The organism is Duganella sp. Root1480D1 (assembly GCF_001427305.1).
Lineage (GTDB): Bacteria > Pseudomonadota > Gammaproteobacteria > Burkholderiales > Burkholderiaceae_D > Rugamonas.
Genome location: NZ_LMFZ01000006.1, coordinates 114547 through 129897, shown reverse-complemented (window position 1 = coordinate 129897; position 15351 = coordinate 114547). Strand labels below are relative to the sequence as shown.

General features: G+C 65.1%; 14 protein-coding genes and 1 riboswitch. Of the genes, 6 read left to right on the top strand and 8 right to left on the bottom strand.

Translation table 11 applies throughout. The annotated features are described in order from the left end of the window. The first annotated feature begins 66 nt into the window (after window positions 1–66). Window positions 67–747, top strand: a complete 681-nt coding sequence (trmB, locus tag ASD58_RS08685; RefSeq protein ID WP_057260754.1) for a tRNA (guanosine(46)-N7)-methyltransferase TrmB — start codon at window positions 67–69, stop codon at window positions 745–747. Between the two features lies 1 nt (window position 748). Here trmB and ASD58_RS08680 read toward each other — a convergent pair whose 3' ends face one another. Together ASD58_RS08680 and ASD58_RS08675 are read right to left on the bottom strand one after the other, a co-directional pair. Further along, window positions 749–1645 carry a DMT family transporter gene (locus ASD58_RS08680; RefSeq protein ID WP_057260713.1) on the bottom strand — a complete coding sequence of 299 codons (897 nt, stop codon included), beginning with the start codon at window positions 1643–1645 and terminating at the stop codon, window positions 749–751. A 193-nt stretch (window positions 1646–1838) separates the two neighbouring features. Then, window positions 1839–2408: a PEP-CTERM sorting domain-containing protein gene (locus tag ASD58_RS08675; RefSeq protein ID WP_057260712.1), complete on the bottom strand. Its 570-nt coding sequence runs from the start codon at window positions 2406–2408 to the stop codon at window positions 1839–1841. A 468-nt stretch (window positions 2409–2876) separates the two neighbouring features. Between ASD58_RS08675 and ASD58_RS08670 the strand changes: the two genes are divergently transcribed. Continuing rightward, window positions 2877–3752, top strand: a complete 876-nt coding sequence (locus ASD58_RS08670; protein WP_057260753.1) for an AraC family transcriptional regulator — start codon at window positions 2877–2879, stop codon at window positions 3750–3752. A 95-nt stretch (window positions 3753–3847) separates the two neighbouring features. Further along, window positions 3848–4858, top strand: a complete 1011-nt coding sequence (locus ASD58_RS08665) for a hypothetical protein (RefSeq protein WP_057260711.1) — start codon at window positions 3848–3850, stop codon at window positions 4856–4858. On the opposite strand, the gene recQ is transcribed toward ASD58_RS08665, so the two are convergent. The 6 genes from recQ to ASD58_RS08635 all read right to left on the bottom strand — a co-directional run bounded on the left by recQ (window position 4833) and on the right by ASD58_RS08635 (window position 9681). Beyond that, complete coding sequence (recQ, locus tag ASD58_RS08660; RefSeq protein ID WP_057260710.1) at window positions 4833–6653, bottom strand: DNA helicase RecQ; 1821 nt, start codon at window positions 6651–6653, stop codon at window positions 4833–4835. The genes ASD58_RS08665 and recQ overlap by 26 nt on opposite strands. 4 nt (window positions 6654–6657) lie before the next feature. Next, window positions 6658–7491, bottom strand: coding sequence for an undecaprenyl-diphosphate phosphatase (locus ASD58_RS08655; protein ID WP_057260709.1), 834 nt, complete (start codon window positions 7489–7491; stop codon window positions 6658–6660). A gap of 135 nt (window positions 7492–7626) precedes the next feature. Then, the gene (locus tag ASD58_RS08650; RefSeq protein WP_057260708.1) at window positions 7627–8769 is read right to left on the bottom strand and encodes an MFS transporter; all 1143 of its coding nucleotides are present in this window, start codon (window positions 8767–8769) and stop codon (window positions 7627–7629) included. A gap of 50 nt (window positions 8770–8819) precedes the next feature. Next, entirely contained in the window at window positions 8820–9080 is a 261-nt protein-coding gene (locus ASD58_RS08645; protein WP_057260752.1) for a YkgJ family cysteine cluster protein, read from the bottom strand. Window positions 9081–9094: 14 nt separating this feature from the next. Further along, window positions 9095–9352: a YkgJ family cysteine cluster protein gene (locus tag ASD58_RS08640; protein ID WP_307177208.1), complete on the bottom strand. Its 258-nt coding sequence runs from the start codon at window positions 9350–9352 to the stop codon at window positions 9095–9097. A gap of 23 nt (window positions 9353–9375) precedes the next feature. Beyond that, window positions 9376–9681, bottom strand: a complete 306-nt coding sequence (locus ASD58_RS08635; protein ID WP_156401203.1) for a hypothetical protein — start codon at window positions 9679–9681, stop codon at window positions 9376–9378. 150 nt (window positions 9682–9831) lie between these two features. Continuing rightward, a riboswitch (cobalamin riboswitch) is annotated at window positions 9832–10050 on the top strand. A gap of 38 nt (window positions 10051–10088) precedes the next feature. Here ASD58_RS08635 and ASD58_RS08630 point away from each other — a divergent pair. The 3 genes from ASD58_RS08630 to ASD58_RS08620 are packed head-to-tail and all read left to right on the top strand — an operon-like array spanning window position 10089 to window position 15288. Continuing rightward, window positions 10089–14492 carry a cobaltochelatase subunit CobN gene (locus ASD58_RS08630; RefSeq protein ID WP_082565306.1) on the top strand — a complete coding sequence of 1468 codons (4404 nt, stop codon included), beginning with the start codon at window positions 10089–10091 and terminating at the stop codon, window positions 14490–14492. Further along, window positions 14489–14932, top strand: coding sequence for a MotA/TolQ/ExbB proton channel family protein (locus ASD58_RS08625; RefSeq protein WP_057260706.1), 444 nt, complete (start codon window positions 14489–14491; stop codon window positions 14930–14932). The genes ASD58_RS08630 and ASD58_RS08625 overlap by 4 nt, the downstream gene beginning before the upstream one ends. Beyond that, window positions 14929–15288: a DUF2149 domain-containing protein gene (locus ASD58_RS08620; protein ID WP_057260705.1), complete on the top strand. Its 360-nt coding sequence runs from the start codon at window positions 14929–14931 to the stop codon at window positions 15286–15288. The genes ASD58_RS08625 and ASD58_RS08620 overlap by 4 nt, the downstream gene beginning before the upstream one ends. Window positions 15289–15351 lie beyond the last annotated feature (63 nt).

The following is a 15351-nucleotide window of genomic DNA, read 5'->3' as shown; positions in this document are numbered from 1 at the left end:
ATGGTATAATCGTCCCTTTTCCTTGCACGTTCAGCCATGTCTTCCGAATCCACGCCAAAGGGCAAAATGCTCTATGACCCGACCGAACACCGCATTCGCAGCTTCGTTACGCGTGCTGGCCGCCTGTCCACGGGCCAGGAACGTGGACTGAAGGAGTTCGGCCCGCAATTCCTGATCGAGCACAAGAAGGAAGCGCTGGATTACGAAAAGGCTTTCGGCCGCAAGGCGCCGGTAATCCTGGAAATCGGCTTCGGCATGGGCGGCACCACCGCCCACATCGCCAAGGTTATGCCGGAGAAGGACTTCATCGGCGTCGAGGTGCATACGCCTGGCGTAGGCAGCCTGCTCAAGATGATTGGCGACGAAGGCATCACCAACCTGCGCGTGATCCAGCACGATGCGGTGGAAGTGCTGCGCGATATGATCCCGGCTGGTTCGCTGGCGGGCGTGCATATCTACTTCCCTGATCCATGGCACAAGGCGCGCCACAACAAGCGCCGCCTGATCCAGCCACCATTCGTGAAGACCTTGTGCGAACACCTGGCGCCGGGCGGCTACATCCACCTGGCGACCGACTGGGAAGACTACGCGGTGCAGATGCTGGAAGTGTTGAGCGCCGAGCCAGCGCTGCAGAACACCGCAGAGGGTTACGCTCCGCAGCCGGCATACCGCCCGCTGACCAAGTTCGAAAACCGTGGCCTGAAACTGGGCCACGGCGTGTGGGACCTGGTGTTCACCAAGAAGTAAGCTAAGCAGTCGCCGACGCCTGGGCCTTGGCCCGTGCCGGCATGAAGGCCAGTAAATTCCCTCCGATGACCAGCAGCAGCCCGGCCAGCGCCATGCTGCTCCACTGGTAGCCTTCAAAGACGGTGGACACCGTCAGCGCCACCACCGGGAACAACACCGTGCAGTAAGCCGCACGGTCAGGCCCGACCCTCCCCACCAGCAGCAGATAAGCCGTAAAGGCAATCACCGATCCCGGCACGGCGAGGTAGAGCAGTGCGCCAACGTAGCGCGGGCTCGGGTCGAAGGTGAACGGCATGCCGAGGGCCAGTGCACCAATCGTCAGGATAGTGGCGCCGCACAGCATGGCCCAGGTGTTGGTCAGCCACGGCTGCATGCCCAGCGCTTGCATGCGGCTGGAGAGCAGGTTGCCGGTCGAGAAGCACAGCGTGCCCAGCAACGCCAACCCGAGGCCGCCCAGCATGCCGCTATCGTTCCAGTGCCCCTGCATCGATGGCAGGAACAGCATCACGATGCCCGCCAGTCCCAGCACCGCTCCGCCCAGTACCTGCGGGCGGATTGGCCGGTTCATGAACAGGCGCCCATTGATCGCATTCCAGATCGGCGCGGTGGAGAAGACCACCGCAACCAGCCCGCTCGGCACCCACATGGTGGCGTAGTAAAAGCACAGGAAGTTACAGCAGAACAGGGCGAGGCCTTGCGCCAGCAGGTAGCGCCAGGCGGAACGCGGCGGCAGGATCTGCTGCCTGCGCACGAGCAGGATCAGCATCAGCACCAGCGCCGCAATCCAGAAACGATAAGCGATCGAGACCGGCGCCGCGACGACGCCGAGCTGGAATTTGATCGCGATCCAGGTGGTGCCCCAGATGAGCACCGTGGTGAGGTAGAGGGCAATATTCATAGTGCCCTCAGCATGCCGTCAATTGCGCCGGGCTGGTTGTCTCATCTTGCTGCTATCTGAGGCCATCGAGAGCCGCTTGCAGCCCGGGCCAGTTTCTCGGGAATAGCAGGCAAGCAGAAGGCCATTCTCCCTGAACGGCGCTGGCCAGGAAAGGCGCCAGTGTACCGTGAGGAGCACACTGGCGGTTTCCTGCCTATTTCACTTTACGGCGGCGCGACATGCCCAGTGCGGACAGGCCAAGGCCCAGCAGCGCCAGCGTGCCCGGTACTGGCACTTGCTGCGTTGGCGAGCTGTCGACATTGATCTCGGCCAGGCCAACGCCTTGCGTGCCACCGTCCTGGTCGATATTGAAGACCACCGAAGTCACATTGCCCATGCCGGCAACGTCAAGCATGCCGGTGCCAGACAGGGTTTGCGTTGCGCCGTTGGAGCCGGTCAGTGTGAGGGAAGTCGCGCCATCGGCGTAGGCTGCGATGTTGACGTTGAGCAGGCTGAAACTGGCGCCGAAGAAATCGAGGACCCAGCTAACGTCATCAGGATTCTGGAACCCATTGTGGATGCCGATATCGCCGATAAAGCTGCGATCGTAGTGGGCGCCGTTGGGGATCATGCGGATGCGAAAGCCGTCTTCCGTGTAGGTATCGAACACCACCGAGCCATTATTGTTCGCGTCGATGCCGCTGGTCAGGTCAAGCTGGATCGGGCCCGCGTGTGCTGCGGAGAGTGCGAGTGACAGGGCTGCAAGGCAAGCGAGCTTCTTCATCGATATTTCCTTTCAGAACAGTAGTCTAGTTGGCAGCATTGCTTCAAATGCAATAAGCAATTTTTATACCCCACATCTGCAAGTTGCTGATTCATATGGGAAACTGATTCCTGCACCTGTAGGCACTGTAAATTTTCCCGACATTTACGCTCGGCATCGCGGTTATTCCTCGTCCCTCAACCGGGTTCCTCTGCCGGTTTCTAAAGTCGCAAATCGCGACCTTAAAGATTTGTACCCCAGTGATGTCAGTTGGAACATGAAGTCGGCCGGAAATCCCCCAAGTTGCGCTTCACTTGTTCGTTGATTGTCTGATCTTGCGCAAATCGGGGCGTGGGACGGCCGGGTGGCCGTGCGCGTGCTAGACTTTTCGGCGTGAAGCCTCTGACTGGACAACTTGATGATGCCGTTCCGCGCAAGCGCGTGGGGGCGGCGGCGCGCGCGGCGCTGGCTGGCCAGCCGGGCGATGCGATGTCGCACGCGGTGTTCCGCACCATGTCCGGCACCGATGCCACGCTGGAGCGCTTTGCCTGGCTTGGCGACGGGCTGGCGGCCGCAGTATGGCACCGCAGCACGGAGGAGGCGCTGACGGAGTATCGCCAGCCGGGCCATCACACCTTGTCCTGCTACCTGGGCGGCGGCTACAGCGTCGAACGCGAAGGACTGCCGGGGCAGTTCGGCGCCCCGCAGCGCTTATGCTCGCTGCCGGACTGGCATGAGTCCGAGTGGGTAGTGCGCGGACAACTGCGCATGCTGCACGTTTACTTCATGCCGGAGCATTTCACGCAGCGCGCCGTGGCGGAGCTGGACCGGGAACCGCGCGAACTCACGCTGCAGGACCGGACCTATTTCGAGAGCCAGCGGCTGGTGCAGTTATGCGGCGACTTGCTCCAGCAACCGTGGGACGACCCCGGCCAACTGCTGCGTGCAAACGAGATCACGCACGAGGCCTTGAGCGAGCTGCTGCACTCGCAGTCGATGAGCAAGCCCGGCCTGCGCTTGCGCGGCGGCCTGGCGCCTCTCGTGCGGCGCCGGCTGCACGAGTACATCGAAGCCCATCTCGACCAGAACATCACGCTCGGCATGCTGGCGCAGCTTGCCTGCATGTCGGAATTCCACCTGGCCCGCATGTTCCGCATCAGTTTCGGCATGCCGCCCTCGGGATGGATAGCTGCGCGCCGCATCGAGCGTGCGCGCGGACTGTTGCGCGCAGGCCGCCTGCCGCTGCAGCAGGTCGCGCAAGCTTGCGGCTACGCCGACCTCAGCCACTTCACCCATCGCTTCAGCGAGGCAGTCGGCGCGCCGCCTGGACGCTACCGCCAGCTCACTGCCGGGCTCAAGTCTTAAACCTATCGCCGCGCTTCGCACGATTGGCGAAGCGGCGGGCATCCTTGCCGGGCTAAGTGCAGCATAAGCGCTCATGCCAATGCCGGGAGAACGCCGTGTACAAGCTCGCCAGTTTGCTGATTACCGTCCTGCTGTGGCCCTGTATTGCTGATGCGCAGGTGCCGGCGGCCTACCATGCAACAGTGCTGGGTACTGGCACGCCAATGGCGTTGAACAACAAGGGCCAGGTCGCGGGGCTCGATGAGTACAACCGCCCCACGGTGTGGAGCCGCACAGGTGCTGCGACCGTGCTGGCGGGGCAGGTATACCAACCCTATATTTCCGGCATCAACGATGACGGCACGGTGGTCGGCTTCGGCTTGCTGAATGATCCGGACAACGGCGGCTACTACCAGCCACTGATATGGCGCGCGGGCGCCAGCATGGAGCGCATTGATCTGCCGGGACAGGGCGGCGTGACGTATGGCATCAACCAGCGTGGCGACATCATCGGCTCCATTGCTGCGCCGGAACGGTGGCCGGACACCACCAGCGGTTTCGTGATGCGCGATAGCGGCACCGTCTATTTCGAGAACTTTCACCCGACCGGCATCAATGATGCGGGGCATGTTGTCGGAAGCCGGGACAACGGCATCCAGATCTGGCACGACGGGGAATATTCGCAGGTCGGGGACGAGTGTTGCGGCTACCCCGGCCACATCAATAACCACGACTGGGTCATCGGAACTTACGACAACTTCCATACCGGCGTGTGGCGCGATGGGCGCTTCGAACTGGCCTGGGAGGGTTATTCCACGGACATCAATGATGCCGGCATGATCGTCGGAAGCTCCAGCTATGCGAGCTCGGTGCTGTGGTACGAAGGCGAAGCCTATGTGCTCGACCACCGGTGGCGCGAGCCGCAGTGGCATGACTGGATGCTGACGTCTGCCTTGGCCATCAACGAGAACGGCGAAATTGCCGCCCAGGCGAAAAACATCGTCAGTGGGGAATTCGTGATGATGCTGTTGTCGCCAGTGCCCGAGCCGGCGCGCGTGACACTGTTGCTGGCCGGCCTGCTGCTGCTTGGCGGCTTGCGCTTCAGGCCAGGTCGCCGATCAGCCTGACGATTTCGTCGCCATAGGAGACCAGCTTCTTCTCGCCTACACCGGAGATGCCGCGCATCTCATCCAGTGTGCCTGGCCGCACCTTGGCGATTTCACGCAGGGTGGCGTCGTTGAAGATCACGTAGGCCGGCACGCCGTGTTCGCGCGCCGCGCCCATGCGCCAGGAACGCAGGCGGTCGAAGAGGCGCTGCTCGTCGCCATCGAGGCTGGTTTCCTCGTAGCCCTTCGGCGCCGAGCTGCGCTTTTGCTTGACCGGTTTCTGGTACTGGCGCAGTTGCACTTTCTGGCCGCCTTTCAGCACCGGGCGCGCAGCGTCGGTCAGCTTGAGCGAGCTGAATTGTTCGTGGTCGACGGTCACCAGGCCAAGTGCGATGACTTGGCGAAGGATGGCGCGCCATTCCTGTTCGCTGCGGTCGGCGCCGATGCCGAACACGGACAGCTTGTCGTGGTGCCAGGTCTGGATGCGCTCGGACTCTGCGCCGCGCAGCACGTCGATCACGTGGCCGGCGGCAAAGCGCTGGTCGCAGCGATAGATCGCAGACAGCAGTTTCTGCACCGGCACCGTACCGTCGAAAGAGACTGGCGGGATGAGGCAGGTATCGCAATTGCCGCAAGGCGTGGCCGGCTCGCCGAAGTACTCCAGCAGCCGCACGCGGCGGCAGCTCAGGGTCTCGCACAGCCCCAGCATGGAATCGAGCTTGGTCGACAGCACGCGCTTGAAGGTCTCGTCGGCTTCCGATTCGTCGATCATGCGCCGCTGCAGCACCACGTCCTGCAGGCCGTAGGACATCCAGGCGCTGGCGGGCATGCCGTCGCGGCCGGCCCGGCCGGTCTCCTGGTAGTAGCCTTCGATCGATTTCGGCAAGTCGAGGTGGCAGACGAAACGCACGTCCGGCTTGTCAATGCCCATGCCGAAGGCGATGGTCGCCACCATCACGACATTCTCTTCGCGCAGGAAGCGCGCCTGGTTGTCGGCGCGCTTCGCATGCTCCATGCCGGCGTGGTAGGCCATGGCGCGCACGCCATGCTCGTTCAGGAATTCCGCCGTCTCTTCCACCTTCTTGCGTGACAGGCAGTACACGATGCCGCAGTCGCCCGCGTGTTCGGCGGTGATGAAGTCCAGCAGCTGCTTGCGGCCGTTGGTTTTCTCAACGATCTGGTAGCGGATGTTCGGGCGGTCGAACGAAGAGACAAACTGCGCGGCATCGTTCAGCGCCAGGCGATGGATGATCTCGGCGCGCGTCTGCTGATCGGCGGTGGCGGTCAGCGCAATGCGCGGCACATTCGGGAACTGCTCGTGCAGCACCGACAGCTTGATGTACTCAGGGCGGAAGTCGTGGCCCCATTGCGATACGCAGTGCGCCTCGTCGATGGCGAACAGCGCGATCTGCGAATCCTGCAGCAGGTCGAAGCAGCGCTGCGTCAGCAGGCGCTCCGGCGCCACGTACAGCAGGTCGATCTGGTTGGTGCGCACCAGGCGTTCGATGCGCGCCGCTTCTTCATAAGTCTGGGTGGAATTCAGGAAGGCCGCGCGCACGCCGACTTCGGCCAGCGCGTCGACCTGGTCCTGCATCAGCGCGATCAGCGGCGACACCACCACACCCACGCCGTCGCGCAGCATGGCCGGGATCTGGTAGCACAGCGACTTGCCGCCGCCGGTCGGCATCAGCACCAGTGCATCGCCGCCATTGCCGACGTGGTCGACAATCTGCCCCTGCTGGCCGCGGAAGGCTGGGTAGCCGAATACGGTCTGGAGCAGGTGCAGGGCGCGTTGGCTGGTGTCCTGGCCGGTCATTCTCTTATTCGGCCCAGACGATCATGCCGGAGTAGGCGGAGGCAATCACCACGATGCCGAACGCGATGCGGTACCAGGCGAAGACGGTGAAGGTGTGGGTGCTGATATAGCGCAGCAGCCAGCGGATGCAGGCGAAGGCAGACACGAAGGCCACCACGGCGCCAATGCTGAACAGCGGCAGGTCGGCAGCCGACAACAGCGCGCGCTCTTTCCACAGCGAGTAGAACGTGGCAGCCAGCAGGGTCGGGATGGCGAGGAAGAAGGAGAACTCGGTCGCCACTTTGCGCGACAGGCCGAACATCATGCCGCCAATAATGGTGGCGCCGGAACGGCTGGTGCCAGGGATCAGGGCGAACACCTGGGCAATGCCGACTTTCAGCGCATCCATGGTGGTCATGTCGTCCACCGACTGCACGCGCACGGCGACCGGATTATTCCTGGCGCGGCGCTCGACCCACAGGATGATCAGGCCGCCGATGATGAAGGCCAGCGCCACCGGCACCGGCGCGAACAGCACGGCCTTGATCTTTTTGCTGAACAGGAAGCCCAGCGCGGCAGCCGGGATGAAGGCCACCACCACATTGATTGCGAAGCGGCGCGCCCGCTCGTCGCGGAACATGCCGAACAGGACGTCGCAGATCTTCTTATGGTATTCCCAGATCACGGCAATCATGGCGCCGCCCTGGATGGCGATCTCGAACACTTTGGCTTTCTCGCCGGTGAAATTCAACAAGCTGCCCGCCAGCACCAGGTGGCCGGTGGAAGAAATCGGCAGGAATTCAGTAAAACCTTCGACCAGACCCATGATCAGAGCCTTCAGCGCGAGAATGATATCCATTGTGATTTTGTTAAGTGTATCGGTGGGAGAACGCGGGCGGGATGCTGCGCGGGCACGAAGCTTACCATGAGCGCGGCCCTCCGATGCACTTGGGTCAAGCGTAGCCCCGTTGCCGGGGCGCCGGTTTGCGCTGCGTCAGGAGTGGACGCGCACCAGGCGGCTGTTGGCGGCCACCAGCAACAGCGCCCCGCCGAGGACGGCAAAAGCCAGGTCCAGGCTGGACAGGTGAGCCACGAAGCCGATCATGGCCGGCCCGGCCAGGATGCCGGCGTAGCCGATGGTGGTGATGGCGGCAATCGCCAGGCTGGCCGGCATGGCGCGCTGGTTGCCGGCGGCCGTGAACAGGATCGGTACGATATTGGAGGCGCCCAGGCCGACCAGCACGAAACCGGCCAGCGCCACGGCCGGTGTGGGCGAGGCGACTGCCGTGAAGAAGCCGGCAGCCGCGCACAGCCCGCCCGCCAGCAGCACGCGGCGCCCGCCGAAACGGCCCACCACGCGGTCGCCGGTCAGGCGGCCGACTGTCATGGCGACGGCGAAGGCGGCGTAGCCAAGGCCGGCGCGGCCTTCTTCCAGTCCGCGTTCGGCGGTCAGGAACACGGCGCTCCAGTCCAGCATGGCGCCTTCGGCCAGGAAAACGATGAAGCACAGGGCGCCAATAAAGATCACGGCGCCGTGCGGCATGACGAAGGCCGGGGTGTCGCCATCGCGCGCTTCCGGCTCGTGCAGCAGGTCAGGGCTGGCGCGCCACAGGAGCAGCACGATCAGCGCCACGATGGCCACGCAGGCGCCCAGCGGCCCGCTGCCAAGCCACAACAACAGTGCCATGCTGCCGGCGCCGGCAAAGCCGCCCAGGCTGAACATACCGTGGAAGCCGGACATCAGCGCGCCGCCGCTGGTCTTTTCCACAATCACGGCCTGCACGTTCATGGCCACGTCCATGGTGCCGAGCGAAGCGCCAAACACGAACAGCACCAGGCCAAGCAGGATCGGGGTCGGCGCCAGTGCCAGGCCGGGCAGGGCCAGGCAGACCACCAGCGCCGACCACAGCACCACCTTGCGGCATCCAAAGCGCGCCGCCAGTGCGCCGGTCAGCGGCATCGCCAGCAGCGAGCCGAGGCCGAGGCACAGCAGCAGCAGGCCAAGCGGTCCTTCGGCCAGCTGCAGGCGCTCCTTCGCATAAGGCACCAGCGGCGCCCAGGCAGACATGGCAAGGCCCGCGGTCAGGAAAGCAAGGCGGGTGGAAAGGCGGTGGCGATGGTCGATGGCTTGATTCATAGCTGAACATTCTAGCCGGGAATCGTTTCCAATGCCCGCGTCGGGCATGTTCAGGGCGCGGTGGCCAGTTCCAGCGTAGTGAGCCAGTGCATCGCCTGCTCGCGCGTTTCGCCGCACATTTCGGCCGAGGGCTGCAGGCCGCCGCAGAACGCCGGGCGCTCGGGCTGGCCAAAGATCTTGCACAGCTTATCGTCGCCAAGCTGGACGCAGCGCACGCCGGCCGGCTTGCCGTTCGGCATACCGGGTATCGGAGACGTAATCGAGGGCGCCGTGCAGCAGGCGCCGCAGGCTGGGCGACATTGGAAACTCATGATGGGGCAGTATTTTACCGCTTCGGCCACCCCAGCCAGCGCATGGCCTGCTCGCGCGACTCCCCGCACACCGCTTCGTCGGCGCTGAACTGGACGCACACGAGGGGCCGTTCGGGCAAGCCGTAAAGCTTGCAGCGCCGTTGTGCATCGAGCTGGATACAAGGCATGCCCGCTGGTTTGCCTTCAGGCATTCCGGGAATAGGGCTGGAGATTGCGGGCGCCGTACAACAGGCACCGCATTGTGGACGGCACGGGATCGGGGTGCGGTTCACAGCCGTGTTGGCGGCTTGCCTTGCTAATGGATTACGTGGTGCGTGCGGCCGCCGAAGGCTTTGAGGGCGTCGGACAGCGACACTTCAATCTGGCCCAGGTGGGCGTCAGCCAGCACCCAGGGTTCGCCTTCCGCGGAATGGCGTTTGGCCACTTCGCGTTCGACCATTGCCGCCATGCGCTCATGCAGCACTTGCTGGTAGCGCGGCGAATCCGGGTTCCCAGCCTGGGCACGGGCATACATATCCGCCCCTTCCCAAAGTTCCTGGATGCGCTCGTCCCCAAGTCCGGAGGCGGCTGCCAGGACTTGTAAAGTTGTCTTGTTATGCATTTTTACTCTCCCAGACACGTTCTTTGACGCGTACTTAGCAGTAAATACCTAATTCTCTCGAATTACCAATCATTTTGAAGAAGTGGATCCTTATAACAACAGTCGTTATTTTTCTGGCTAGATTGTTGCCGGAATTGAGTCTGCTAGAATGGCGCACGTTATGTGATTGGTGCCTTCCTGCAAGCCTGCAGGGAGGTGAAACGGGAAGCCGGTGCCGCGCGAGATAGCCATCTTGCGCCAGTCCGGCGCAGCCCCCGCTGCTGTATGCCGGACGAAGCTGGACCAACGCCACTGTGCACCGCACGGGAAGGCCAGGCCAGCGGAGGATGAAGGCGAGCCAGAAGACCGGCCAGTCACCTTGATTGTGCGAAGCCCGGGGTGTGGTTTCGCGTGCTCGGAATCCTGCTGTGCCTACCACTACCTTTGCCCGGACCATTGCGGTCCTGCTATGTGCGTTTGCTTGCGCGCGTGCCAATGCCGCCGTGCTGTTTGCCATCGTCACCGAACGCGCCGCACCCGTCGCCATCGAGGCCGCCCATCGCCACCTGGCCAGCCACCCTCAGGACAGCATCGTGCTGCGCACGCCGGCGCAGTGGATGGCGGCCGACGACAGGCAAGCCGCCCAGTGGCTGGCCCAGGCCGACAGCATCCTGGCGGTATCGCTGTTCGGCGATCCGGCGCGCCGGCTGAAGGAAGCCTTGCCGCGCCATGCCCGTCCGCAGGCGACGGTGCTGGCCATGAACGGCGACGCCACGCTTAGCCTGCTGTCGCGCGGACGGCAAGGCAGCCTGCAGGGCTTTTCGCCGGAAACGCTGCGCCAGCTCTCGACCGAGCAGCCGTCGGAATCAGCGCTACAGGCAGCCAAGGCGCGCCCGGCAGCGGCCCAGTGGCTGGCGGCGCGCCAGGTGTGGCAGGCCGGTGGCCGCGACAACACGGCGGCCCTGTTCGCGCACCTGCTCGATCCATCGCACGCCCTGGCGGAACCACAGCCGGAGCCGACCCTGCGCCTTCGCGTCGGCCAGCGCGAGCTGCATGATGCGGCGGCGTGGGGCAGGGCGGCGCAGCTTGGCGTGCAGGCGCGTCCGGCAGTGGTGGTGCTGGACCTGTCGAATATGGATGGCACGGTGCCCGATGCGGTATGCCGGCAGGTCGAGCACAATGGCCAGCAATGCGTGCAGGTGCTGCCGCGCTGGGGTGGCGCTTCGCGCGAAGCACTGGAGCGCTTGCCGGAACTGATTGCGCCGGCTGTGCCGGCCGCCATGGTGGTGTTGCAGGATTTCGTTGTCGGCGCAGCCGAAGGGCGCGAGGCCGTCAGCGATGCGTTCAAGAAGCTCGACATCCCGCTGTTCAAGGCGATCCGCCTGTCCGACCGCACGGCGATGCAGTGGCGCCTGTCGCCGGACGGCTTGCCGCCGGACTCGGTGCAGTACCGGGTCGCGCTGCCGGAGTTGCAGGGCATCGGCCAGCCTGTCGTGGTGGCTGCACTGGGCGAGCCGCAGCGCGACAAGCTGACCGGCATCGAGAACCGCCCGCCGGTCGTGGTGGCGGCGGAAGCGGAACGCCTGGCGGCGCGTATCGAGCGCTGGCTGGCGCTGCGCGCCAAGTCCAACCGCGACAAGCGCGTGGCCCTGGTCTATTACAACCACCCACCGGGCCGGCAGAACATCGGCGCCGATAACCTCGACGTGCCGGCTTCGCTGTTCGACATGCTGCATGCCTTGAAAGACGCCGGCTACAACGTTGGCGAATTGCCCGCCACGCCGGAAGCGCTGCTGGACCGCATCATGGCGCACGGCGTCAACTTGCCGGAAGACCGCGGCGCCTTGCGCGAGCTGGCCGGCGCGGTGAACAGCGTCAGCGCCGCCGATTACGCCAAGTGGTTCGCTTCCTTGTCGCCGCGGGTGCAAGGCGAAATGACCAGCGGCTTGCTGGGCCGGCTGCACGCCGACGTGCTGGAAGCGGAAGCCGCCGGCGAATGGGCGCTGGGCCGCAAGCAGGCGGACGTCGTGATCAAGGAATTGCAGCACCTGGTGGAAGGGGCCGATCATCCGCAGCGCCAGGCGGCGATCCGCGACCTGGCTGCGCTGGCCGATGGCTACGCCCAGTGCCTGCAGGCGAAAGCGCCGCGCCGCTGTTCCGCGCTGGAGCCGCTGCGCCGCCGCGTGTCGTCATATGGGATTGAGGGCTTGAAGGGATGGGGGCCTGCGCCCGGCAAGATCATGGTCGAAGGCGGCAAGCTGCTGGTGCCTGGCCTGGTGTTCGGCAACGTGTTCATCGGACCGCAGCCGCCGCGCGGCTGGGAGGTCGACGAGGAGCTGCTGCACGCGAATACCAGCGTGCCGCCGCCGCACCAGTACCTGGCGTTTTACCACTGGCTGCGCGACCGTTTCAAGGCCGATGCGCTGGTGCATATCGGCCGCCATTCGACTTACGAATTCTTGCCGGGGAAGGCGGTCGGCCTGTCGGCGGATGACTTTCCCAGCCTGATTGCGGGCGATCTGCCCGGCATCTATCCCTACATCGTGGATGGTGTCGGTGAAGGCACGCAAGCCAAGCGGCGCGGGCTGGCGGTGATGGTCGATCACCTGACGCCGCCCCTGGCCTCGACGCCGCTGTATGACGAATTGCTGTCCCTGCGCCAGGTGGTCGAGAGCTACGAGGCCGCCAGCTCGGAAACTTTGAAAGCAAAGGCTGCACAGCTGATACGCGAACGTGTGGTGGCGTTGAACCTGAAGGCGGAACTGGAAGCATCGATGGCCGACGTGCTGGCCGTCCGGGGCATCGGCTTCGACGCTGCCGACGATGATTTGCTGGCGCACGAAGTCGGCCACTACCTGACCAAGCTGCAGGAAAAATTCATGCCGCATGGCCTGCACATCTTCGGCCGCCCGTGGAAGCAGGAATCCATCGACCTGATGCTGGAGTCGATGAAGAAAGGCGGCATCGATGACCCGGAAGTGGCGCGCAAACTGGCCGCGTCGCCGCTGAACGAAATGCGCGCATTGCTGGCTGGCCTGGATGGCCGCTTCATCGAACCGGGCAAGGGCAACGACCCGCTTCGTTCGCCGGAAGCTTTGCCGACCGGCCGCAACTTCCACGCCGTCGACGGCGACATCCTGCCGACCAGGATCGGCTACCAGATGGGCTCCAGCCTGGCCGCCAAGGCTGCGGCACGCGAGCGCTCCGATGCCGGCAGCGAAGGCATCCTGCTGTGGGCCTCGGACGCGGTGCGCGATGAAGGCGTGATGGTGGCGTTCGCGCTGGCCATGATGGGCGCCGAGCCGGTGTGGAACGCGCGCGGCATCGTCAATGATGTGCGGCTTGTGCCGGGGGCGGTGCGGCGCGACGCACTGGTCACCACTTCCGGCCTGTTTCGCGACCTGTATCCGAACCTGATTCGCCTGATCGACCGTGCAGGGCGCCTGTCGCTGGCTGCTTCCGCAGCGGGTATTGCCGAACAGGAGCCGGGCTTGCGCGAGGCCTTGGAGACCGCGCTGGCGCCGCTGGGCGGCAGCACGGGTGCCAGCGCCGCCTGGGGCCGCGAGTCGGCATCGGGCAACCGTGTGGCGCGCGAATGGCTGGTGCGCGTGCGTGCACTGCAGGCCAGCGGCATGCCGCTGGCAGAAGCCGGCCGTGCGGCCGCGCAGCGCATTTTCGGCGATGCACCTGGCGCCTATGGGGCCGGCGTCAACCGCCTGACCGAGCGCTCCGGCGCCTGGCGTGAACGCGACGAGATCGGCAAGGCTTACCGCAACCGCATGGGGCACGCTTACGGCCTCGATGCCAGTGGCGAATCGAGCCACGCGGCCTTCGACGCCGCGCTGGACGGCATCACCCGCACCTACCATGGCCGCGCCAGCAACCTTTACGGCCTGCTCGATAACAATGACGCTTTCGATTACCTTGGCGGCCTGTCGCTGGCGGTGGAAAGCCGCACCGGCCGCGTGCCGGAAGCGCTGATCCTGCAGCACGCGCAGCCGGGGCGTGCCGACGTTGAGCCGCTTGCCTCCGCCATGCTGGGCGAGCTGCGAGGCCGCTTCCTCAATCCGGCCTGGATCAAACCGTTGATGGGGCATGGTTACGCCGGTGCCCGCACCATGGGGCAGGAGTTCCTGGAGAACCTGTGGGGTTGGCAGGTCACACGGCCGGACCTGGTGAAGAACTGGGCCTGGGACGAGGTGAAGTCGGTCTACTTCGATGACGCGCATAAACTCGGCCTGCCGCAGTTCCTTGGACAAAGCCACAACGCGCACGCCAAGGCGCACATGCTGGCGATCTTCATGGTGGCGGCCGAAAAGGGCTACTGGAAGACCGACGATGCCACCATCAGGAAAATGGGCGGCGAACTGGCGCGCCTCGTTGCCAGCAATGGCTTGCCGGGCAGCGGCCACACAGCGCCCGATCACCCGATGTGGCAATGGCTCTCACCCCAGCTCGATCCCGCTGACGCCCAGGCCCTTGCCGCCACCCTCGCCAAAGCCCGTGGCGATGCGTTGGCGACCGATGCCGATGCTGCTCCCACCCCGGCCGGCAACGCAGCCATGCGCGGCGCTGCGGCGCATGCCAGCCCCGCTGCGGCCACGCCTTCTGCTGCCAGCACGGCTGGCGCCGCCGTCGCGGCGGCGGGCGGCAATGCCACCCCGGCCCGCGCCTACGAGCTGCGCGACCTTGCCGACCCAGCGCAATCCGCCGCCGAACGCGCCATGACGCTGCTAGCCCTGCTGTCCGCGGCGGCAGCCGGCATCGCACTGTTTGCACTCGGCGTCCTGCGCGGCACCCAAACACCAATCCACAAAGGAGCACACCAATGATCGACAACCAAACCTACGCCTGGCTGCACGACGGCGTCAGCTTCCTCCTCGCCCCAGCCCTGCTGGCCCTCCTGGCCGCCTGCGCGGTGGCGGCGGTGGAAGCCGGGATCGCTGCCGGCGAACGTTTCAGCGGCCTGAAAAAGCTGCGCGCCGCCGGCAACGCCGCCCACGTCCAGGCCCTGGCGCGCCACCGCCTGGAACGCGCCGACCTGCTGGCCCGCATCCCGCCGATGCTCGGCCTGATGGCCACTATCATCCCCCTCGGCCCCGGGCTGGCCGCGCTCGGCCAAGGCAACCCCGCCCAACTGGCCAGCGCCGTGACAGTCGCTTTCGATGCCACCGTGCTGGGCCTGGTCGCCGGCATCGCCGGCCTGGTGATCGGCAAATTGCGCCGCCGCTGGTACGAAGAAACGTTGGATGCAATGGAGCATGCAGCATGAGGGACCAGGCCCAAGCCCCCGGCAACACCGCCGTTCCGGCCCGCAAGCGCTTGCGCCTCTATCGCCACCTCGATAACCGCTTCGACGACAGCGACGAAGACCCGCGCGCCAGCCTGGTCAACCTGGTCGACGTGATGCTGGTGTTCGCCTGCGGCCTGATCGCCGCCATCGCCGGCAGCCAGGGCGCGCTCCAGCACAAGCCGGTTGAGAAGGGGCGCCAGATCGAGCGCCCGGCCACTGGCGTCACGCAAGCCGGCAGCGGCTACGACCGGGTCGGCGAAGTGTTCCGCGACCCCAAGACTGGCCAGCTGGTGTTGATCGAGCCGCCGAAAAACGCAGCAACGCGCCCCAAGTAAGCGCCTAAATTAGGTACTTGCTGCCATCGAAATTAGGTGGCAGTACTGATTCCCGCATCCTGT

Coding starts and splice junctions, on each gene's coding strand:
- trmB (WP_057260754.1), top strand. CDS start 67: ATGCTCTATGACCCGACCGAACACCGCATTCGCAGCTTCGTTACGCGT.
- ASD58_RS08680 (WP_057260713.1), bottom strand. CDS start 1,645: ATGAATATTGCCCTCTACCTCACCACGGTGCTCATCTGGGGCACCACC.
- ASD58_RS08675 (WP_057260712.1), bottom strand. CDS start 2,408: ATGAAGAAGCTCGCTTGCCTTGCAGCCCTGTCACTCGCACTCTCCGCA.
- ASD58_RS08670 (WP_057260753.1), top strand. CDS start 2,877: ATGTCGCACGCGGTGTTCCGCACCATGTCCGGCACCGATGCCACGCTG.
- recQ (WP_057260710.1), bottom strand. CDS start 6,653: ATGACCGGCCAGGACACCAGCCAACGCGCCCTGCACCTGCTCCAGACC.
- ASD58_RS08655 (WP_057260709.1), bottom strand. CDS start 7,491: ATGGATATCATTCTCGCGCTGAAGGCTCTGATCATGGGTCTGGTCGAA.
- ASD58_RS08650 (WP_057260708.1), bottom strand. CDS start 8,769: ATGAATCAAGCCATCGACCATCGCCACCGCCTTTCCACCCGCCTTGCT.
- ASD58_RS08645 (WP_057260752.1), bottom strand. CDS start 9,080: ATGAGTTTCCAATGTCGCCCAGCCTGCGGCGCCTGCTGCACGGCGCCC.
- ASD58_RS08635 (WP_156401203.1), bottom strand. CDS start 9,681: ATGCATAACAAGACAACTTTACAAGTCCTGGCAGCCGCCTCCGGACTT.
- ASD58_RS08625 (WP_057260706.1), top strand. CDS start 14,489: ATGATCGACAACCAAACCTACGCCTGGCTGCACGACGGCGTCAGCTTC.
- ASD58_RS08620 (WP_057260705.1), top strand. CDS start 14,929: ATGAGGGACCAGGCCCAAGCCCCCGGCAACACCGCCGTTCCGGCCCGC.